Origin of the sequence: Psychrobacter sp. DAB_AL32B (assembly GCF_002224105.1) — a bacterium.
Classification (GTDB): domain Bacteria; phylum Pseudomonadota; class Gammaproteobacteria; order Pseudomonadales; family Moraxellaceae; genus Psychrobacter.
On the sequence record NZ_NEXU01000079.1, the window covers coordinates 59,755 to 81,912 of the forward strand.

16 protein-coding genes and 2 pseudogenes are annotated in these 22,158 nt (G+C 41.3%); 7 read left to right on the forward strand and 11 right to left on the reverse strand.

Features of this window, described 5'->3' with window-relative positions; all coding sequences use genetic code 11:
* Window positions 1-282 precede the first annotated feature (282 nt).
* The 4 genes and pseudogenes from CAN34_RS09565 to ilvA form a co-directional block, all read right to left on the reverse strand.
* On the reverse strand, window positions 283-693 hold the full coding sequence (locus CAN34_RS09565; protein WP_079693057.1) for an RNA-binding S4 domain-containing protein: 411 nt from the start codon (window positions 691-693) through the stop codon (window positions 283-285).
* Between the two features lie 281 nt (window positions 694-974).
* Window positions 975-1,613: pseudogene (locus CAN34_RS14485) on the reverse strand (FMN-binding negative transcriptional regulator).
* Window positions 1,614-1,642: 29 nt separating this feature from the next.
* Window positions 1,643-1,780 (reverse strand): annotated as a pseudogene (locus tag CAN34_RS14490) (excalibur calcium-binding domain-containing protein); the annotation flags it as partial.
* 385 nt (window positions 1,781-2,165) lie between these two features.
* A complete protein-coding gene (gene ilvA, locus CAN34_RS09585) occupies window positions 2,166-3,719 on the reverse strand; it encodes a threonine ammonia-lyase, biosynthetic (RefSeq protein WP_089555451.1) in 1,554 nt (517 codons plus the stop codon).
* A 323-nt stretch (window positions 3,720-4,042) separates the two neighbouring features.
* Between ilvA and rpiA the strand changes: the two genes are divergently transcribed.
* Window positions 4,043-4,702, forward strand: coding sequence for a ribose-5-phosphate isomerase RpiA (gene rpiA, locus CAN34_RS09590; RefSeq protein ID WP_089555452.1), 660 nt, complete (start codon window positions 4,043-4,045; stop codon window positions 4,700-4,702).
* Between the two features lie 111 nt (window positions 4,703-4,813).
* Here rpiA and argF read toward each other — a convergent pair whose 3' ends face one another.
* The 3 genes from argF to dnaB form a co-directional block, all read right to left on the reverse strand.
* On the reverse strand, window positions 4,814-5,737 hold the full coding sequence (gene argF, locus CAN34_RS09595; protein WP_079691660.1) for an ornithine carbamoyltransferase: 924 nt from the start codon (window positions 5,735-5,737) through the stop codon (window positions 4,814-4,816).
* Window positions 5,738-5,946: 209 nt separating this feature from the next.
* Window positions 5,947-7,047 (reverse strand): alanine racemase, encoded by a 1,101-nt coding sequence (gene alr / locus CAN34_RS09600; protein ID WP_089555453.1) that lies wholly within the window; start codon window positions 7,045-7,047, stop codon window positions 5,947-5,949.
* Between the two features lie 113 nt (window positions 7,048-7,160).
* Window positions 7,161-8,564: a replicative DNA helicase gene (gene dnaB / locus CAN34_RS09605; protein WP_089555454.1), complete on the reverse strand. Its 1,404-nt coding sequence runs from the start codon at window positions 8,562-8,564 to the stop codon at window positions 7,161-7,163.
* Between the two features lie 356 nt (window positions 8,565-8,920).
* On the opposite strand from dnaB, the gene pdxA reads away from it, so the two are divergent.
* The gene (gene pdxA, locus CAN34_RS09610; RefSeq protein WP_089555475.1) at window positions 8,921-10,030 is read left to right on the forward strand and encodes a 4-hydroxythreonine-4-phosphate dehydrogenase PdxA; all 1,110 of its coding nucleotides are present in this window, start codon (window positions 8,921-8,923) and stop codon (window positions 10,028-10,030) included.
* 182 nt (window positions 10,031-10,212) lie between these two features.
* Here the strand turns inward: pdxA and CAN34_RS09615 are convergent, their stop codons facing one another.
* Window positions 10,213-10,623, reverse strand: a complete 411-nt coding sequence (locus tag CAN34_RS09615) for a hypothetical protein (RefSeq protein ID WP_089555455.1) — start codon at window positions 10,621-10,623, stop codon at window positions 10,213-10,215.
* 525 nt (window positions 10,624-11,148) lie between these two features.
* Here CAN34_RS09615 and CAN34_RS09620 point away from each other — a divergent pair.
* The 5 genes from CAN34_RS09620 (at window position 11,149) to CAN34_RS09640 (ending at window position 14,914) form a co-directional block, all read left to right on the forward strand.
* Entirely contained in the window at window positions 11,149-11,400 is a 252-nt protein-coding gene (locus CAN34_RS09620; protein ID WP_089555456.1) for a hypothetical protein, read from the forward strand.
* 161 nt (window positions 11,401-11,561) lie between these two features.
* Window positions 11,562-11,807, forward strand: coding sequence for a hypothetical protein (locus CAN34_RS09625; protein ID WP_089555457.1), 246 nt, complete (start codon window positions 11,562-11,564; stop codon window positions 11,805-11,807).
* A 239-nt stretch (window positions 11,808-12,046) separates the two neighbouring features.
* Entirely contained in the window at window positions 12,047-12,559 is a 513-nt protein-coding gene (locus CAN34_RS09630; RefSeq protein WP_254423150.1) for a transposase, read from the forward strand.
* 505 nt (window positions 12,560-13,064) lie between these two features.
* Window positions 13,065-13,928: a 16S rRNA (adenine(1518)-N(6)/adenine(1519)-N(6))-dimethyltransferase RsmA gene (gene rsmA / locus CAN34_RS09635; protein WP_079691665.1), complete on the forward strand. Its 864-nt coding sequence runs from the start codon at window positions 13,065-13,067 to the stop codon at window positions 13,926-13,928.
* 143 nt (window positions 13,929-14,071) lie between these two features.
* Window positions 14,072-14,914, forward strand: coding sequence for a symmetrical bis(5'-nucleosyl)-tetraphosphatase (locus CAN34_RS09640; RefSeq protein ID WP_089555458.1), 843 nt, complete (start codon window positions 14,072-14,074; stop codon window positions 14,912-14,914).
* An 81-nt stretch (window positions 14,915-14,995) separates the two neighbouring features.
* Here CAN34_RS09640 and CAN34_RS09645 read toward each other — a convergent pair whose 3' ends face one another.
* From CAN34_RS09645 to CAN34_RS09655, 3 genes are all read right to left on the reverse strand, one after another.
* Window positions 14,996-17,476: a site-specific recombinase gene (locus CAN34_RS09645; RefSeq protein WP_089555459.1), complete on the reverse strand. Its 2,481-nt coding sequence runs from the start codon at window positions 17,474-17,476 to the stop codon at window positions 14,996-14,998.
* Window positions 17,477-17,918: 442 nt separating this feature from the next.
* Window positions 17,919-19,703, reverse strand: a complete 1,785-nt coding sequence (locus tag CAN34_RS09650) for an acyl-CoA dehydrogenase C-terminal domain-containing protein (protein ID WP_089555460.1) — start codon at window positions 19,701-19,703, stop codon at window positions 17,919-17,921.
* 454 nt (window positions 19,704-20,157) lie between these two features.
* Window positions 20,158-21,951, reverse strand: a complete 1,794-nt coding sequence (locus CAN34_RS09655) for an acyl-CoA dehydrogenase C-terminal domain-containing protein (protein ID WP_089555461.1) — start codon at window positions 21,949-21,951, stop codon at window positions 20,158-20,160.
* Between the last annotated feature and the right edge of the window lie 207 nt (window positions 21,952-22,158).

Below are 22,158 nucleotides of genomic sequence, written 5' to 3' on the forward strand. Positions count from 1 at the left end.
AACAAAAAAACATGCTATCAAAACCAGCATTGGTAGTGTGGTTTATGAGCATGCTATCGAGTGAATTAATTGGCTATAGCGTAACGGTTAATGCCTTGAATGGCAAGGGCAGAGACTAAACAATAGGGTCATTCAGTGTGCTAAATAATAGATAGCTGCTGACCCTATTATTTTTGCAATGAGTGAGGGCGGTTACTGTTAATGCTATAGTAGATTCACTTTAAAAATGATAGCAATAGCACGTTATTACAATCGTATCGCTTTTATTTTGAACTGACTATATTAGTCTTGACTGCTTTTAAAGCGTTGTAAATCACGACGCTCTTTTTTATTAGGTTTGTTATCAGGACGGGCAAGATTGGCAAGTTTGCGCTGCTCGGCATAATAGGCACGGCGCTCTTCACTTTCCTTAGTCTCTGAATATAGCACTTCGGCAGCAGTAGCATTACCACGTTGCGCGGTTAGCGCTTCGACAAGCACGGTTTTTTCAGTCATCGCGGTCGCTGAACCTTGGCGGATAGTTAATTCATCGCCGACCGAAATCTCTTTACTGGTCTTCACACGGCTACCGCCATAGTGTACTCGTCCGCTTTCGATAGCTTGTTTGGCAAGCGTGCGTGTCCGATAAAAACGCGCCGCCCACAGCCATTTATCAAGACGGATTTTGGCTAAGCCTTGATTTTTAGCATCCATATTATTTTTCATAATAGCTACTCTGCATTAATGTCTGTATTGATTTAAAATAAGATAGTATCAATGAGATTAGGGCATATTTGATATTTGCAAACAGTTTTTTACGGTTAGTCGTATAGTAAGTTCAAAATAAAATACGTACGACTATCACAACACTCTGCTGGTATAAATTTTTCTCGCTTGCTGTGTACTTCGCCAGACAGAGGCTTCAAAAAATTCATACCAGCAATACTATATTCTCTTTAAAGTGAATCGACTATAGTAAGCGTGATAGAGTCAAATTAACGATGATTGCACTCGGCAACTTTTATAGCCATCGCTGCGGCATCGTTTGTATTTAACTTCTCTAAATCAGTAATCACACCTGCGATGTTTTCTGCTGTTTTATTTTGGCTTAATTTAAATTGAGCTTGGATGGAGTCTATAGGAAGTTTAAAGCCGATAATGCCTCGACACATAGCATCGATATAAGCAGCGGGTGCATCCTCTAATGACCAAGGGTTGTCTGAAACAACCTCTTGCTGCGCGGTCATCGTTTCCAGTATCCACTTAAGCTTGTCTGTATCTTCGATCAATTCTATCTTAGATTGAATATGTATACTTTGATAGTTCCAAGTGGGCACTTCTTTATGAGTTTTTGCTTTGCTGGGATACTAATTGGGACTGATATAATGCCCTGTATCTTGAAAAATAATTAACCACGAGGTATCTGGCAAGGCATCTTGATAAATAGAGTTTTTCCGACCGAAATGACCATAAAGGCAGCCGTATTGTGAATGATCGTCATGCCAAAACAAAGGAATATGACAGGCTTCAATGCCTTTGCTGGTTTGCGAAATCAAGGTGGCTAATGGCTTAGCTGCTATAAAATTAAGGATGTTTTCAAGATTTTCTTCGGCAAAAACTGAAGGTATGTGCATGATGTTCTCAGTTTATATTTTATATAAAATCAGTTACACCACTGTTTTTCACAAGGTATACCATCATTATTACCGTCCATTTGGGTATTAGGACAATGTTGTATGAAGTAAGTCGCTTCTGCGCACGAAGTCATCTGAGAGCAATGCTTTCTGCTATCACATGAAAAGCTGGGCGCTACTGGTTGTGAATCTAATGTTGGTTTTACTGCCGAAACTGATGTTGAAGTTGGATCTGAACCTGAATCAACATACGTTGGAGGTATGTCTATATCATCAAAGTCAGTAGAGGAAAATGCAACCTCAGTTGAAGTGTCAGTCGTAACATCAGTGGTGGAATTGCTTGTAGAGTTTTTAGGTTGGAGGATTTTATAACCCACAAGCGCTAAAGTTAGTAACACTACCATCATTAATATCTTTTTTATCACTACTCAGTACTTAGTACTCATCAATAATTACTATAAACGAATAATCGCTATTAAATCATTAGTGCAGTTTTTTAATGACTTAGATTAAAAAACCGCACTGATAGATGATAACTTACAGCTATTGTATCTACTTTAAAAACAACTGATAACCAATATTGTCATTGAGCATGGTGCAGTCATAACCAATATCAAGAAGGGCATCTTGCAGCTGGCGAGAGTTACTCTCAGAAGCTTGTAGGCCTACCAATACACGACCTTCGGCAGCACCATGATTGCGATAATGGAAAAGGGTAATATTAAAATCGTCGCCAAGTTTTTCTAAGAAAGTAAGCAAAGCGCCTGGGCGTTCTGGGAAAGTTACTTTTAATAATTGCTCATTTTCAACATGGGCATGACCACCAATCAAATGACGGATATGCGATTTCGCGATATCATCATCAGTTAAGTCATGTGCTGCATAACCATCAGCGGCCAATTGATCACTAATGGTTTGACGCTCTTTATCACCTTCTTTTAGGGCAATACCCACAAAGATTGCTGCAGGATCCATAGAGTCTGGTGATTTTTTGCTATCTGCACGGTAGTTAAACTCAGTAATATTACGTCCGTGTAGGCTACGACAGAAGTTTAAGAACGCCCCAGTCTGCTCAGGGATAGTTACACCAAAGATGGCTTCCTTTTTCTCACCAATCTCAGTACGCTCAGCGATATAGCGTAGGCGGTCAAAGTTCATATTGGCACCGCAGATAATGGCCACGCAATTTTTGCCTTGTATATTATTGGCTTCTATATATTTTTTCATGCCAGCGACTGGTAACGCACCAGCGGGTTCAACAATACTGCGATTCTCTTCAAAGATGTCTTTGACGGCAGCACATACTTCATCATTGCTACAAGTCACAACTTCAGGTTCGACGACAGGCCCTGATTTATCGCTCTTCTGCATACGAACGATATCAAAAGGCAATTCGCCAATCTGTGCAACTGCCACACCATCGACGAACAGTCCGACTTGTTCAAGCTTAACGCGCTCATTCGCTTCAAGCGCGGCTTTTAGACAGGCTGATTGTTCAGCTTCTATAGCGATAACTTTGACATGCGGGGCAACTTCACCTAAAAACGCCGCGACGCCAGAAATCAGACCACCGCCACCAACGGCAACGAAAACATAGTCCATATTACGCCACTGCTGGGTCAGCTCAAGTCCGATAGTACCTTGTCCGGCAATTACCAGCTCATCATCATAGGGTGGAATAAAGGTCAAACCTTCGGTCTCAGCACGATTGATCGCATAACGATTGGCTTCATCGAAGCTATCACCATATAAATCGACATTTCCGCCAAGTGCTCTAACCGCATCTACTTTGATGTCAGGTGTGGTGGTCGGCATCACAATAATATTGTTTAGTGATAGTTTTCTTGCAGAATAGGCAACGCCTTGCGCATGGTTACCTGCTGAGGCACAAATAACGCCACGCGCTTTTTGCTCATCGCTCAATTGGCTGATACGGTTATAAGCACCGCGCAACTTAAAGGATTTAACCGGCTGTAAATCTTCACGTTTAAAACGAATATCATTAGCAAAACGTTGGGTCAGCTTGGGTGCCGCTTCAAGTGGCGTTTGAATGGCAACGTCATAGACGGTGGCTTGCAAGATGGCTCGTACCCAGTGTGACAGCATAACGGTTCCTAATCTAGATGATAAATAAAGAGGTGATATATGAAGATAAAAATGAAATAGATTAGCCTATGCTGATTTTTAGCATCTTGCAAGGCGCAATTGCAATTTTCATGCGTATTTTTATAAGGCTATAGCAATTGACATAGCCTTATAAGGATTGAGTGGCACTTATAAAAAACATCAACAAAAATAAAGGGTAAATTAAAGTGGTTAGCAGGCCGACTCCGTTATAGCCATTGGTTATCGCTATCAGTTATAATGGCCGCGCATTTTACCTCTTTACCTCTTTTACATTGATAAATTAATCTTGCCAAGGATTTATGATGAGTGATCAGCACGCACAAAAGCAAGCCGCTGCCAAGGCCGCGTTACGCTATATTGAAGACGATATGATACTCGGCGTGGGGACGGGCAGTACGGTTAATTGTCTGATTGAGTTGCTACCTAAGTTCAGGCTTGCCGGTGCAGTTGCTAGCTCGCAAGTTACAGAAGATAGACTTCGCGCACTTGGCATTGAAATCGTTGATTTAAACTTCGCTGGTACGCTTGATGTTTATATCGATGGTGCAGATGAAGTCAATGAGCACTTGCAGCTGATTAAAGGTGGTGGCGGCGCGCTCACGCGTGAAAAAATCGTCGCTGCCGCTTCTAATAAGTTTGTTTGCATGGTTGATGAGAGTAAAGTGGTTGAGTTCCTTGGACGCGAGTTCCCTGTACCGATAGAAGTGTTACCGCAAGCGCGTTCTTATGTCGCCAGACAGTTAGCGAGAATGGGCGGTGAACCCGTTTATCGTGAAGATTTTGTCACCGATTATGGCAACGTTATTTTAGATACCTATGATTTGGACGTCAGCAATCCAGTAGCGCTTGAGAAAGAGTTGAACAATATTGTAGGCGTGGTTTGTAATGGTATTTTTGCCGCCAATCAAGCAGATGTTTTGTTAAAGGCGGGTAGCGATGGGGTGCAAACCATAACGCGCTAATTGTTGTTTAATATTGATAGCTCAAAATATTTGAACCATAAAAAAGGCAGATTACTTAGCGTAATCTGCCTTTTTTGTGCGCCGCTTTCTTTTATCTAAATAAGATTTTGATTATGCAGGCAGCTTAATCTTATCTTTTAATAAAAATTCCATCAGTGCTTTCTGGGCATGTAAGCGATTTTCAGCTTCGTCCCATACCACTGAACGTGGATCATCGAGCATATCATGAGAAATCTCTTCGCCACGATGGGCTGGCAAGCAATGCATAAACACCACGTCAGGGTCAGCTTTGTCTAATAGCGATGGCGTGACTTGATAAGAGGCAAATCGGCGTGCGCGCGTGTTTTGCTCAGATTCCTGTCCCATACTTGCCCATACATCAGTGACGATTAAGTTCGAATCTTTGGCCGCTTCTTGCACATTTTCGACAATACTAACGCAATGCGAAAAGCGTTTCATCAGTTCAGGGTCAGGCTCGAAGCCATAAGGAGCTGCTACTCGCAACTCAAAACCAAACTGATTGGCGGCTTGCATATAAGAGGCACACATATTATTGCCATCACCGACCCAAGTGACGATTTTGTTTTCGATACTACCGCGGTGTTCGTAATAGGTCTGCATATCTGCCAGTAACTGGCAGGGATGGTATTCGTCAGTTAGCGCATTGATAATCGGCACGCTAGAATATTCAGCAAAGGTTTCAACCTTTTCATGCCCAAAGGTACGAATCATAATAATATCAACCATGCTCGATATTACCCGCGCTGAGTCTTCAAGCGGCTCACCGCGACCAAGCTGGGTATCATTTGGCGATAAGAAAATAGCACTACCACCGAACTGACCCATACCCGTTTCAAACGAGATGCGCGTACGGGTTGATGACTTCTCAAATATCATACCTAGCGTACGACCGACAAAAGGCTGATAAATCTCACCAGCATGTTGCATCTTACGCAACTCGCTGGCACGTTTGATGAGATTCTCTAGCTCTTGTTTGGTTAAATCAGATAAGGTTAAAAAATGGCGCAAGCTCATAGCAATCCTAGCAGTCGAACACAGTCAATGAAAATGATACGTTATCAGCCGTCAATAGCATCGCATTAGTAGCGATACCGTGGTGACAACAAACTTTTAGTATAGCGTAATTACTTTTAATGTAAACGTCCAATTTACCGTGATTAATCGGTCATTCAAACCGGCAGCCAATTAGTTGTGATCTAGTGCGATGATTGTAATGAATAGATTTATATACGAGTTGGGCGCGCGCTCAGGCGACACAGCAATTCATAGCTAATTGTACCAGCATGCTTGGCGACTTCATCGACGTGTGGCGCGTCGCCCCACAGTATTACCTTACTATTTAGAGCAATGCTTTCTGGTACGTTGCTGACATCGATGACAATCATATCCATTGCTACCCGTCCAATTACAGTACATGGATAGCGTTGATGATTTATGGCGTCAATGACGGAAACATAAGCATCATCACCAATCACACGTGGATAGCCATCTCCATAGCCGACACTGACCAAAGCGGTTTTAGTGTCTTGTTGCGCCGACCAGCGACTACCATAGCCGATAGTATCACCTGCGTTGATCGTTTGTAGAGCGATGATTTGTGCGCTAAAATCCATGGCTGGTTGTAAGCCTAACTCACGCGCACTTTGATCAATGACAGGTGCACTACCATATAACATAATACCTGGACGTATCCAATCGTGATGATGCTCTGAGAAATTTACGATGCCAGCTGAATTGCACAATGAGCCTTTGGCATCTGCGCTGATCGTTTCTCGCAAAGTGCTAAGCATGTCATTAAAACGCTGGATTTGAATAGCGTTTAATGGGTGATTTTTATTATCGGCATTAGCAAAATGGGTGGTCAAAATCAGCTGATATCCTGCTTCATGCAGCAATTTGGCCGCCGGAATAATGGTTTGATCATTAAAACCTAGGCGATTCATGCCAGTATTGTATTTTAGCCAAACGACTCGGGTTGCGCTATTAGCGGGTGGCGTGTGTTCTAATGCCCACGCTAATTGCGGCGCATGATGAATCACACAGCTGATATCATATTCAATTGCTTGTCGCCATTCATCGCTAGTAAACGCACCTTCGATAAGACCAATCGTTTTGTCCCAGCCCAACTGCCTTGCTTCTAGCGCCTCTATCAAAGTTGCTACCCCGACACCATCGGCTTGTTGCAACGCTGGCAGGACAGCAGCCACGCCATGTCCATAGGCATTGGCTTTTACCATCGCCAATACTCTAGCCTGTGGTGCAAGTTTTTTAACCTGATTAAGATTATGAATAATGGCGGCTGGTTTAATAGTAATAGTGCGCATAATCGGCTTCTTGTTAGAAAGGTTATAAAATAATAAAGTTATAAAGCCAGTGAGTCATCAATCTAGCTGATGAATCACTGGCTATTTTTATTAATTATTATCTGTCAATTTTATTACTCATCATTCTCGAAACTGGCATTTTGATAATATTCTGGGGTTAAATTGATGAAGCGAGTAAATTGTCCTTCAAAACCCAAACGTATGGTGCCGATAGGGCCGTTACGCTGTTTACCAATGATGATTTCAGCCACACCTTTGTGGTCTGTATTCTCATTATAAACCTCATCGCGATAGATAAACATAATCAAATCGGCATCCTGCTCAATCGCACCAGATTCACGCAAATCCGACATAATAGGTCGCTTATTAGGGCGATTTTCTAGACTACGGTTAAGCTGCGATAATGCGATGACTGGACATTCAAGCTCACGTGCCAGTGCTTTAAGGCTACGAGAGATCTCAGATATTTCTCCAACACGGTTGGTATCAAGACCAGGCACTTTCATTAATTGTAGATAATCGACGATGATAGCGCCTAACTTTCCGTCATGGTTTTTGGCGATACGGCGACAACGCGAGCGCAGCTCTGAAGGCGGTAGAGCTGTACTATCATCAATATAAAGATGCTTTGACTGCAAATGTTGAATGGCGTTCATCATTTTTGCCCACTCATCTTCATTCATTTGTCCAGAGCGCAGGTGCGTTTGGTTGATTGCACCCCACGATGACAGCAGACGCATGACGATAGATTCTGCAGGCATCTCCATCGAAAATACTACGACTGGCAAGTCTTCATTAAATAAAATTCCTTCTGCCAAGTTCATGGCAAAGGTCGTTTTACCCATCGATGGACGGGCAGCCACAATAACTAAATCGCCTGCTTGTAAACCTTGGGTTTTATTATTTAGTTCTACAAATGGTGTTTGTAGCCCAATCATGCCATCGGGGTTTGATTTAAGCTCTTGTATTTTATCAATGACATTGGTCAATACTGAGGTAATACCAACGGGTCCACGCTGCTCAGCACGTTTATTATGCTGCTCATTAATACTAAATATTTTTGCTTCAACGTTGTCTAGAATGTCGCTAACCGTTTGATCCTTTGGGTTATAAGCAAGGGTTAGCATGTCATTGCCAGTGGTAATCAGCTGACGTAGCGTAGATAGCTCACGTACGCGCTGGGCGTAAGCAGTCAGGTTAAATAGTGTGGCAGGGCTTTGGCTCAAAATATCCGCTAAATAGCTGTCACCACCGGCGCTTTTAAGCAGCTTTTGTGCCTCCAACCAGTCATGTACCATAACCGTATCATAAGGCTCGTTGACCGCTGCTAAATGCGCGATGGCGTCAAAAATATACTGGTGTCGCCCAGCATAAAAGTCGTCCTTAGTGACGATATCTGCAATTTTGTCATATGCCTCTTCGATACTCATCAAAGATGCAAGCAAGGCCTTTTCAATATCGATATTGTGCGGCGGTGTTTGATTGAGTAAGTCGTCGGTTTTTTCGTTGTCTGCCATGAGTGCCTAATGTTTCAAAAGTCGGTATAAAAGTCGTGATAAAAATTATGTAATATGAAAGTTTAGCTGAGTGATGATACAGCAAATAAAGCGCCATGCGTCGCTATGATAGAAGTACCAAAACATGACCTCAGTGTTTGCTTGTAGATGCTACAATGAAAAGCGAAAGTTTAACACATAATACGATTTTTTCGGGCTCTATAAGTAACTATCGAGCCTAGATTGGGGTTGTAATAGGGAAAGAAATCATCTATACAACATGAATGTAATAATTTATTTTAATACTAAAAAATACAATAAAATTAACTGCTTACTATAAATATAAAGGTGCTGTTGTTATGAAGGATATGTCAGATATGCAAAAAAAATTACCGCTATTAATCACAACTGGAGAGCCTGCTGGTATTGGTATGGACGTGGTACTGCTATTAGCACAAGAAGGTAAGTTACAGGATTTTGCGCGACCTATCTGGGTAACTGCTGAAGCTGAAGCTATGCAAGCACGAGCTGATAAATTGGTCGCTGCTGGCGTGTTAACCACTTGTCCCCCTTGGCAAACAATCACGGCACAAGTGAATGCTGATGATTTTGTAGAGCAAATTGCACAGCAGACAGATGCTTCTAATAATGATAATAAATATACGTTTGTTCTACTCGATATTCCTTGTGGTGCCCCTGTAGTCGCAGGTCATATTGATATTAATAATGCTCTAATGGTCGCTCAGCAATTAGAGATTGCTCACCAGATGGCGTCAAATAATACTGTTGCCGCTATCGTAACGGGTCCACTACAAAAATCTGCGCTGATCGATGCAGGCATTAAACTGCTAGATGGCACCATGTTTAGCGGTCATACTGAATTTTTTATGCAGCAAAGTGGCTGTGATAAAGTCGTCATGATGCTCGCCAATCAAGCAATGAAAGTGGCACTCGTTACGACACACTTGGCGTTAAAAGATGTGCCTGCCGCTATTACCGCCGATAATGTGCGCCAAACGGTACAAATTGTTATCGATGATATGCGAGAGAAGTTTGGTTTAACGCAGCCACGTATATTAGTTTGCGGTCTTAATCCGCATGCAGGCGAGGGTGGGCATTTAGGTACGGAAGAAATCGATATTATTAATCCAGTATTACAAGAGTTTATCAATGCTGGCGTAGATATCTCTGAGGCGATGCCTGCTGATACGCTATTCACACCAAGGCATTTGGCGAATTGTGATGCAGTTATTGCCATGTATCATGACCAAGGTTTGCCAGTACTTAAATCCCATGGTTTTGGTGATACCGTCAATCTAACTTTGGGACTGCCATACATTCGTACCTCTGTCGATCACGGGACTGCACTTGATTTGGCAGGGCGGGGCGGGGCAAGTGCCACCAGCTTGTATCAAGCATTAACCATGGCAAATGAGATGGTGGGTAAATCGCTTATTAATAGACCTTTGTATAAGTCAGTGCCTTAGCGAGATTTGTAATGCAGTATTGGGTAATTTTAGGGTGAGCAATACCTATTTATGAATCGTCAAATATGCCCTGATATAAGTGGCTATATTATAGTGGTCTATTAATTGATTAATGACCTTAATTAGGTGGTTCCGTTGGGGTATACCCTATTATTAAGTGTGACTACTACCATCTTTATTACTTACAAAGAAGATATATTAAACCTATATTCTTCAGGTAAATCAGATGGGTAAGTATCAGCATTAGTACCCCAAGGACTTATTTCTAAATAAAAATTATCTATATTCCAAATGCATAATTTGCACATAAAGACAATTTCCTTTAAATGATTATTTACCTCAACATCATTCTTAGATTCATTTATTACTATCTTCATATCTTCAATAAGCTCTAACATATCTGAAACTGTCATCAAAATAGAAGGATCGCAATCATCCAGATACCTCAATACCTTAAATTTTTCCCCATCATTTTCCCTTTCTAAAAAACCACTATTTCTCAAATGTTCAGAACGATATATAACTCTATTATGCTTATCTACCGCACCCAGATCGTTCGGAGATGTTTTTCTGTAAATACTAATAAATTGCATGGCTTACTCACTTTACAACCTAATGAAGCTAACTAAGATCATCTCACATACCAAGAGCAACTTATCCTAATAATGTTTTGATATTAGTATTCCGATATAGACTTATATTAGTGGGAATAGTTCAAAGTTGTTAATAATATTATTCAAATTAGAATAACTGGCATTAAAAAGATGGTAAGCACGAGCATACAGTTCGATGCCTGTATAGCGCACCGATCACGATTTAAGGAAGTAAACGCTAGTCACTTAGTCTGCTAAAAAACAGCTCACCTACAAATTGTTACTAGACAGCTAAAGCTATATATCGGAAACAACCCCACGTAAGAAAATAGCAAGTTTTGATTAGATACGCACCGATCACTACCTATTGCAAATTAGTGTGAGCGTCACAGACTTATCGACAGATATCGAGAGGTTATAAAAAACTACTTTGTGTGCCCTTTTTATATAGACAAATTCACGCATATATATAAAATAGCAAGCTGTAATCTACAACTAATTAAACACTAAGGGCGGATAACCTTGATGGATAACGAATTGAGAGGCAGTGACCTAACACGCGCAATGCTAGAGCGTGGGGAAGAAAAGGTGTGGTGTGCCGTAAACAATGATAGTGATGAGCACGCTATGACCAATATTGATAATGCTGACTATAGTTTTTTAAAATATATTATCGCGTTTAATAATAGCCACTTTCTTTGTAAAAACGGAACATCATGGAAACATGCAGTGCCCGTTAAAAAAGTCGAAGTCACACAACAGGAAGTAGGGTTCTAACCTACTTCTTTTATAAAAACTGCAAGAAAAATTAAAGTTTTCTATTCGCTCCGATGTAGTAAATAAAACTGTTTATATGTTAATTTTATTGCATACTGTATGTTATATATAATATATTCGATTATATGAATATAAAACCTAGGAACGGATGAAAACGTGAAATGGATAACGAATTGAGAGGCAGTGACCTAACGCGCGCAATGCTAGAGCGTGGGGACGAGAATGTGTGGTGTGCTATTGCTGATGAAAGCGATGAACAAGCAATGACAGCTCATGATAGTAATGCCTTTACAGCTCATATAGTAGCTTTTAAGGATGGTAGCTTTTATTGCACTGGTGGTATGCGATGGCTATATGCTGTTCCAATTAAGATAAAAGAGATCCTTCAACATGACAAAATGTATTAATAAACCTGCTAATTACGGCGGGTTTTTTATGCCTGAAAATTCTGATTTAGTAAGTTTAAAAACACATTGTTGGTATTGAGAATAAATAAATTCAAGAAATGAGGTAAACACTAGACGTACAGCCGACAGTTTGTGTTCTATAGTCAATCTCTTTTAAAAATGTTATATACTAAACCAACTAACCTATTAATATTATAAATACTAATGACTACATCGCTCAAAGCTTAGCTATTGTATATATGGATGAGAGTGGCTTTGAGCATGCAACGATTCGCCCTCATGGCTATGCACCCATTGGCACACCTTGTATTGACAGCTATAACTGGCAAGGTAAAAAACGAACCAACGTTATTGGTGCTTTATATGAAAAGACGCTGTTTGCACTCGATTGTATCAAGACAAACATTAATGGAGATATCTTCTATCACTGGTGTAAACATACCTTAATTCCAAGCCTTAAACGTAAGTGCGTAATTGTGATGGATATGAGCGAGGATAAAGCAAAGCACTGCTTTGCCCGAGCGCAAGGCGAGAGCTGTGCTCGAGTGATAAGCTATCATAAACGCGTGAAAAGGCTACTCAATCGACACGGTCACAGGCTATTATTCTTACCACCTTATAGCCCTGACTTAAACCCTATAGAGAAAAAGTGGGCTCAGGTGAAGTTTCTACGTCAAGGTTGGATGGAAAATGACTTATCTAAATTGTTTTATGATATTAGTCCTAGCTATAACACTTTTATTTTGAATTGACTATAATATAGGAGCCACACTCACTACAACATATCAAAAAACTTAATCACTAGCATGGCTGTTAATAAAAAAATAAGAATAGCTGCCACTATCGCCTGTAAGAAAAACTTTTTATTATCCATAATCAATCTTAATATATTCTTTTAAGTGAATATACATGTTAATTACCTTCTGCGGTGGAAAATATCCTCGAATTATCTACTTTAAGCACACCACGATGTACACTATCGACACCAATATACATTTAATGCCTTTAATATCAATGTCTTACCTATAAGATTCAAGTCCTCACTAGGGAATCGTATATATAACCAATATTATGGCAAATGGCTTAAAAATAAAAAAAGCACTGTGTCGGTTGCGCTAAGGTAGGGGCGATTTACTAATAAAGTGTCTCGAAAATACAGCCTAATTATGAGCTGTGTTATAATTTGCCATTATAAAGCCAGTATATCGCTGGCATTGCCTTATCGACCATTTCTTTTTTATCTATTAAGAATTTTTTATGTCCAAAATTTCGTTTGATGCTCAATCTATTTCTAACAGCCTACGCGCTGCCAAACACCAACCGCGCAAACGCTTTGGTCAAAACTTCTTACATGACCGTAGTGTTATCCGTGAGATTGTTGAGAGCATTCGTCTAGAGCGCGACGATAATCTCATTGAGATTGGACCAGGGATGGGTGCTTTGACTGAGCCATTATTGGCAGAAGTGGATGCGATGACCGTGGTAGAGCTGGATCGTGATTTGGCAGATAGCCTGCGTATTCGTATCGGTGCCAACAGCCATCCAAACTTTACGATTATCAAAGACAATGCTATGCATGTCGATTATCGTGAGCTATACAGCGATGAGCGCGGTAAGCTACGTGTAGTTGGTAATCTGCCATATAACATCTCTACGCCTATCTTATTTCATCTGCTCAGCTATGCCGATGTGATTCAAGACATGCACTTTATGCTGCAAAAAGAGGTGGTCGAGCGGATTACTGCTGATGTCGGTAGTAAGACCTATGGCCGCTTGTCTGTCATCATGCAATATCACTGCGATACAGATTATTTGCTGACCGTACCCCGCGGCGCATTCAATCCGCCACCGAAAGTGACCAGCGCTGTCTTTCGACTGACGCCGCATATTAATAAGCCAGTCGTGGCAGAAGATGAAGAGTATTTTGCGATTGTTGTGCGCGAAACCTTTAATCATCGCCGTAAGACGTTACGCGCTATCTTTAAGAAGTCGACCTTGTTACCGACGTTGAGCGAAGAGGATTTTGCGGCTTGCGCTATCGATCCACAAGCCCGCCCTGAAACACTAAGTGTGAAAGATTTTGTGAACTTAAGTAATCAGGCGCGCAAGGTAGAGGTTTAACTCATCAAGACATAAAGGTCATTGATGTCTTTAGCTGATATTATCTAAATAAAATAATAGTCAATTTCTATCATAAAAAATGACCATACAAAAACCATCACATAATCACATAAAAGTCATCACATAAAAGTCATCGAGGTATTATGAGTTTTCGCCAGCAGTATGTCATCGGTGATTTGCAAGGCTGCTATGCTGCGTATCTTCAGCTACTTGAAATATTAGATTTTGATCCTACCCAAGATAAATTATGGTTTGCCGGTGATTTGGTAGCACGTGGTGAAGATTCGTTAAATACTTTGCGTCATGTCAAATCATTATGTGAGCAAGGCGCAGCAGCAACGGTGCTTGGCAATCATGATATTAATTTGCTCGCAGTATGGCGCGGGGTGACGAAAATTAAGAAAAAAGATAAGACGGCACCGATTTTTGCCGCCGATGACTGTGATGAATTACTTGATTGGTTACGCCATCAGCCCATATTGGCTTATCCTGATGAGCATACGGTATTGGTACATGCCGGTATTCCACCGCACTGGAGTATTGAGGAAGCCGCAAACTATGCACAGCAGTTAGAATCACAGCTACGCGGCAGTTTAAAGCAGCTCGATAAATTATTACCACATTTATATAGCAAGACGGCCGATGATTGGCATGCAGGCATTAATGGTTTTACCAAAATGCGAGCGATTGCCAATTACTTTACTCGTATGCGCTTATGTAAGCAGGATGGGTCGCTTGAATTCAGTTTTGCGGCAGGTTTAGATGAGTCCATGCCAAAAGATTTTTTACCTTGGTTTGAATGGCACGCACCGCGTAGCCGTAAGATACTATTTGGTCATTGGGCTGCGCTTAAAGGTGAGATTGATTTGCCGTATGCGCGTGCGCTTGATGGTGGCTGCGTTTGGGGCAATCATCTACTGGCGTATCGTTTGAGTGATGGCAAAGCCATAACGTCAAGTGCGCATTGCTTGCTGCCATCATCTTAGCATCTTAATATTACTGCCATCATTTTAGTGCTGTAATTTTGCTGCTATCATTGTAAATCTAGAAGCCATCAAATCGCCCCATTAACTGGGTAGATTTGGTGGTTTTTTTGGTTTAGGCAGCGGCGTTTTGGCATCGCCAGCGGCTTTGTTATCAGGATTGCTATCATTACTTTCATCATCAGCTATCGTCTGATTACCCTCATTGAACGCTGTATGAGCTTTATCATACTGAATATCCTGAGTATAAGGGACGCTGTTCAGTTCCTCATCTATCAGACCATCATCAAGATCAATAATCTTTTTAGTGCTTACTTGATTAGTCGTGGTATGTGCTGCACGGCTTTTTAATGCTGGGTCAACGTTATCATTCGATGTCTGATTGCTATAATCTATGTCTGTTACCGCTTGCTCATTTTGCATGCTTTTCTGTTTAGATTTAGGCAATATTTTCACATCAGATAAGCGGCGCACCACATAGTTATTGGGTATGGGGTGTCCGCTTTGATTAGAAGTGGTATCGTCAAAAATCATATGTCCTTGGCTATCGATACGCGCGTACTTCATTGGCTTATCACGTGGCCAGAAAAAATCGGATGGATGGGTCAAGATGTGACTAAAAAGCTGCTTGGTCAGACGACTCCAATCGACAAACTTCACCTCTTTTGATCTTAATGCTACGAATAGTGCCAATGAGAAACTGACCATTAAGTTGACCATACCGATAAGCCCAACGCCGAGGACAGAAAGTAGCACAATCTGCCAATCCAATTGATTGGCGGATATATTAAATAAGCCATGAGCCAAATTGGCTGAGGCAAAGGCAATATGGCGAATATCAATTGGTAAACCAAATAAGAAGCCGATCGTTGCTGTGCTACCTAAGAATACCCCGAATATAAAATTACCCATAATAGCGCCCAGATTGGACTCTACAAAGCCGCCTAGACGCTGAAGCCATGCTTTAGGTAGTAAGTATTTTAGAAGTCTATGGCGCTGAATGCGGGCACCGATTTGGTTGTAGACCGCTAAATTGTCATAGTAGCCTGCAATCAGACCCGATAAAAATAAATAGACGCCAGCAATAGCAGCATGAGGTAGCGCTAGTGAGCGAAAGGGGTCTAAGTCATGTAGTAGGTGCGCCGCCTTATCAGTATTGATCATCGGCGTACCCGTATACTGTAGCCACGCAAAAGAGATAATAAGGGCGACCGGTATTGCTACCATAATATTGCCCATAATCGCGACAAACTGGGTACGCAAAATATCAACCACCAATTCTGATAGCTTGTTAAGTTGGTGTGATTTTTTCCCAGAGGCATCTGATATGGTAGAGGCGATGGCAGCAGCAGTCATGGCTGGCTGCTTGGTGGCGACCGTACCATGGACGATATGAATAAAAACAAAACCCAACCCATAAATCATACTGTTTATAAAAGCGCGTCCCATTGGCGCTAGCGCCAGATGGTACGTCAATATCTTAGTAGTAGCCATAAAAGCAATGATAAAACCGCCAATAGAGGCTTTTTTAAACATCTTTCGGTAGCCGGCTTTATCGGTACTAATATAATGCTCGCCGACACGGCCGGCATTTTCGGTGACTTTGCGCGATAGCAGCTTGGTATTGTTGTCAATCAAATAACCAATGCTATAACGGCGACTAGCAGTGGTAATCAGTGCTTGAATCAGCTCTATCACTGCCTGATCACGCTTATCGTGGTTGTCTGAAACCAGTTCAGTTAAAATACGCATACGCTGTAAACTTTGATCTAAGCGTAACATCATGTTGGTCAAACGGATGGAGATACCGGTTTTATAAATACGCTTACGTATGGTGGCGACGATGTCTTCACATTGTTCAATCATGACCAATAAAGGCGCTGGATCGACGGCTTTTTCTGGAATGATATCCGTTAAGTTATCAAGCTCATGCGCCTCCCGATATTGATTGACGTATAATACGGCTTCTTGATTTTGTGCGACGAATGCGGCTGAATAGTTCAGCATTTGCGGATAAGATTCCATTAAATCTGGATGTAAACCAATGCCGCTAATACGATAAGATAAAATGATGATGGCGTTTAAAATGCTATTTTTTGCGGTAGCGACTAAATCTAAATGCTCATCATTGACTTTGAGTAAATCAACCAGCGCATCCCATTTCTCTGTATCGATATTGCTCAGCCAGCGCTCATCAGTGCGTTTATCAAACAAATACCCAACCAGTTCGACCACAGAGTCTTCTTGCGGTAATAGCGGCAAAAAACGATGACCCATTAAACGGCGTAAGCTAATAAAAAATCCCTGATCTGACATGATGCCAGTATCAGTGTAGAGGGCAATTTGGCGATATTGAATAATGAGTTTTAGAACGAAGCTTGACAGTCCATCTCCATACTCTGGATGCTGACGTAGAACCTCAATCAGATGCTGCATATTTTGATTGGCTAAAGAGGGTTCTTTATCACTGACCCGAAGCTCATCGATTAAGCGTTTTAGTACTGCAGGATCAGGTACATCACTCAGTGCAGTAATCTGTTGTAAAATGTGTTTTATTTCTGACACATCGCATCCTTCATTATGGTTAATTCAATCATTGTTATTATTCAGTATTTGCAATGCTATAGGGGCTTATAGTAGTTTTTTAGTGTTTTCTGCAGTAAATGGCGCTATCAATATTGCAATAACATTACAATAAGTTTGCAATAAATGTCACTATTACTTTATGAGTTGAAAATTTTATAAGTGATTCAGTTAAGCTAAAGCGGCTTCAGCTTTGCGTTATTTTAATCGCAAGCACGCCTATAAGGTTAATTATTTTGTTAGCAGTTATTTTTTAGATAACTTTTAGATAACTTTTAGATAATTTTTAGACAGTTTTTTAAGTAATGTTTAATATCGTTTTTAATTTTTTTACACTGTTTGGGCAAAAAAAGGGACAGTATGCACTGTCCCTTTAATAAGTATTTTATAAGTTATTTATGACAATCACTTATGTAAGAGCCACTTAGCTGATAGCAATATTAAAGTAGTCAAGATCAAAACTCATAATCGGATCACTACCTGCTTTGACCATTTGGGCATGGGCATCGATGCGTGGTAAAACACGACCAACGAAATAGTCAGCAAGCTTGGCTTTATTAGTATAAAACTCACCTTCTTTGCCATCAGCGGCTTCTATCATCATAGCAAACATATATGAGTAGCATAAGTAACCGACCGCATGTAGATAATCTACCGCACAGCCATTAATCTCACTCTTACGCGTACTAATATTAGCAAGCACCGTTTTGGTTAGCTCTTCAACGGTATCAGCGGCGTCTAATGTGGCTTGTTTGATACCATGGTCAGCTTGCATGCTGTCGATATAATCACGAATTTCACCTAAGAAATGGGTGATATATTTACCGTCATTGCGTGCAACTTTACGACCTAATAAATCAAGGGCTTGAATACCGTTTGCGCCTTCATAAATCTGGGCAATACGCGTATCACGAACGATTTGTTCCATGCCCCATTCGCGCACATAACCATGACCACCAAATACTTGCTGGCAATCAACCGTTGCTTCTAGCGCTTTATCTGTTAAGAATGCTTTAGCAATCGGTGTCAATAATGCCACACGAGCTGCTGCTGCTTGGGCCGCTTCAGGGTCAGTACTGAATTTTTCCGTATCAAGTTGTTTGGCTACATACATCGCAAAACAGCGTGATGCTTCAGAGTTTACTTTAGCATTTAATAACATGCGACGTACATCGGCATGGTAAATGATGGCGTCAGCTGGTTTTTCTGGGCTTTGGATTTGCGTGTCGCTACGACCTTGACCGCGATCAAGTGCATATAAGGCAGCATTTTGATAAGCAAGCTCAGTACCACCAAGACCTTGCAGACCCATTGTCACGCGCTCATAGTTCATCATGATAAACATGGATGATAAACCAGTATTTTCTGGACCAACCATCCAGCCTTTGGCATTATCAAAGTTCATCACACAAGTCGCAGAGGCTTTGATACCCATTTTGTGCTCAATAGAGCCGGCTGCTAGCGTATTGCGCTCGCCTAAGCTACCATCTTCGTTGACCAAGAATTTTGGCACAACAAATAGCGAGATACCTTTTGAGCCAGCAGGTGCGTCTGGGGTTTTTGCCAATACCAAATGAATGATATTGTCGGTTAAGTCATGCTCACCGCCAGTGATAAAGATTTTGGTGCCTGAGATGTTGAAGCTACCATCGTCATTAGGTACGGCTTTGGTTTTGATGATACCTAAGTCTGTACCCGCATGCGGTTCAGTTAAGCACATCGTACCTGACCATTCGCCAGAATACATTTTTTCTAGGTAAGTTTGTTTTTGCTCATCACTACCAGCAGCGTTCAAACATAATGTCGCGCCAACCGTGAGGTTAGGATAAAGGGCAAACGACTGATTGGCTGTAAAAACCATTTCTTCCGCTAGCATGGTTACCATTTTTGGAAAACCTTGACCGCCGTATTCAGGATTGCCGCCAAGACCAACCCAACCAGACTCCGCATATTGCTTATAAGCTTCTTTAAAACCTGCCGGAGTCTTCACAACGCCATCGCCTTCGTACGTAGCGCCTTCTTCATCACCACTACGGTTAATAGGCAGCAGAATGTTTTTGGAGATTTTTGCCATTTCTTCTAAAACCATGTCGACCGTTTCCATGTCAACATGAGATAAGCTTTCGTTGTTTTGCCAAAATTCATGAGCTTTAAATACGTCATTTAGGATAAAGCGCATGTCGTTAAGAGGGGCGTTATAAACAGCCATAAACATTCCTTTGGTTCAAATGAATAAAAGTGAGTTGGACGAAGATTTTCAATTGTTTTTTTGAGTTAAAATTAACTATTAGTAGTAGCTAAATTTTAGCAAATTAGCGTATAAACGGGTGTATTTCTTCGTGAATTGTGCGTACACCAAAAGTATTCTTAAATGATAGCATTTATAAAAATAAGATTGGTTTTTTTAAAAGTGTTTAATTTACTAAGCGTATTAGTCACTATCATTGAAACGGTCATTATTATGCTAAAAGTGATTTATTGAAAAATAATTTGGCGAGAATTGACTTGTTAAGAAAATATTCTGGATACAGCAGCCATATCCTTTTATTGAGCGACTTATTCTGTCCGTGCTAAGAAAATCGGCAACACACCTTGGTATGTTGCCGATAGGATAGGCACTATGAAGATAAACAAGACATCTAATCAGAAATTTAACGCGTCAATTAAAACGCAAATTGATCAACATCCATGCTCATATACGGCTCAACGCCAGTAGCAATGCGCTGTACGTGGGTGGTCGTACGTGGCAATAATTTAGCAAAGTAAAACTGTGCTGTTTTCACTTTGGCATCATAGAACGCCTGTTCGCTGCTACCATTTGCGATTTCGGTTTGTGCGATTAGGGCCATACGTGCCCATAAGTAAGCTAAAGTTACGTAGCCACTGAAATATAAGTAATCAACAGCAGCGCCACCAACGGCATCTGGATTTTCAGTAGCTTGCATACTAATACGCGCTGTCAAATCACCCCATTCTTTTAGATGTTTGGCAAGTGGACGAATGAATTGACCCATATCATCATTGTCTTTATTTTCTTCACAGAATGTTTGGATGATTTGGACGAAGTTTGCCAGTAGCTTACCTTGTGAGCCTAAAACTTTACGACCTAATAAATCTAGCGCTTGGATTTCAGTGGTACCTTCGTACAAGCAAGCAATACGCGTATCACGAACGTTCTGTTCCATACCCCATTCGCTGATAAAGCCGTGACCACCATAAACTTGCACGCCATGGTTAGCCGCTTCCAAACCAGTTTCAGTCAAGAAAGCTTTAGCAATTGGGGTCAATAGTGACAACATTTGATCGGCAAACTTAAGCTCGTCGCCTTCACCTTTTGCCACAGTATCAGCAAAATGCGAGAGGTAATAAACCAGTGCACGACCACCTTCAGCAAAAGCTTTTTCGGTCAATAGCATGTTGCGCACTGCTGGATGCACGATGATAGGATCAGCAACTTTGTCTGGCGCTTTGACACCTGATAATGAACGCATTGCTAGGCGGTCTTTGGCATAGGTTAATGAGCCTTGGAAAGCATACTCAGCGGCCGTTAAGCCTTGTACAGCCGTACCGATACGAGCAACGTTCATGAAGGTAAACATGCACTGTAGACCACGGTTTTCAGGGCCAATCAAGTAACCTGTTGCGCCGTCGAAGTTCATGACACAAGTCGCAGAGGCTTTGATACCCATTTTGTGCTCGATAGAACCGCAAACCACTTGATTGTTTTCGCCTAGGCTGTTGTCTTCGTTGATCATCACTTTAGGTACGATAAACAATGAGATGCCTTTAGTACCGGCAGGCGCGCCTGGTAGACGAGCCAAACAGATATGAATGATATTATCAGTTAAGTCGTGCTCACCGGCTGAGATGAAGATTTTTTGACCAGTGATGCTATAAGTACCATCTTCTTTAGGCTCGGCTTTAGTACGAATGATACCCAAATCAGAACCGGCATGGGCTTCAGTCAAGCACATGGTACCTGACCATTCACCAGTGACCATTTTTTCTAGATAGGTTTGCTTTTGCGCTTCAGTACCATGATGCTCGATGGTTTGGATAGCGCCATGTGATAGACCAGGGTACATAGAGAATGACCAGTTAGCCGTACCAACCATCTCATTAATGACAGTCGATAGTGAAAACGGCATGTTTTGACCACCGAATTCTTCTTCTGCAGACAATGCTGGGAAGCCAAGCTCACAGTAAGCTTTATAAGCTTCTTTAAAACCTTTTGGTGTGGTCACTTTACCATTGTCAAACTGACAGCCTTCAGCATCACCGCTTTGGTTTAACGGCGATAGCTCATTTTCGGCAAAGCTTGCTGCCATCTCAAACAGGCTGTCCATCAACTCACGATCGGCTTCTTGAAAAGCAGGCAAGGTTTTGTAGTGGCTTTCGCTATCAAGTAACTCATGCATGACAAATTGGATATCACGTAGGGGCGCTTTATATTGCATAACTTCCTGTCCTTTTTTTTAGTGTATGACCAACAGCGCTGCTGCGACTAAGCGATAGTAGGACTATATAGTCAAGTCTTAGTTGCTAGTGTTTGGCATCGGGTTTGTCGACATTATCAACAAGCAATAATGCCGGTCATATGGGATAACATTGAGAAGAGTAAAAAGAATTATCACTGTGTTCGTAAATTCTTGGTAAAAGATAGG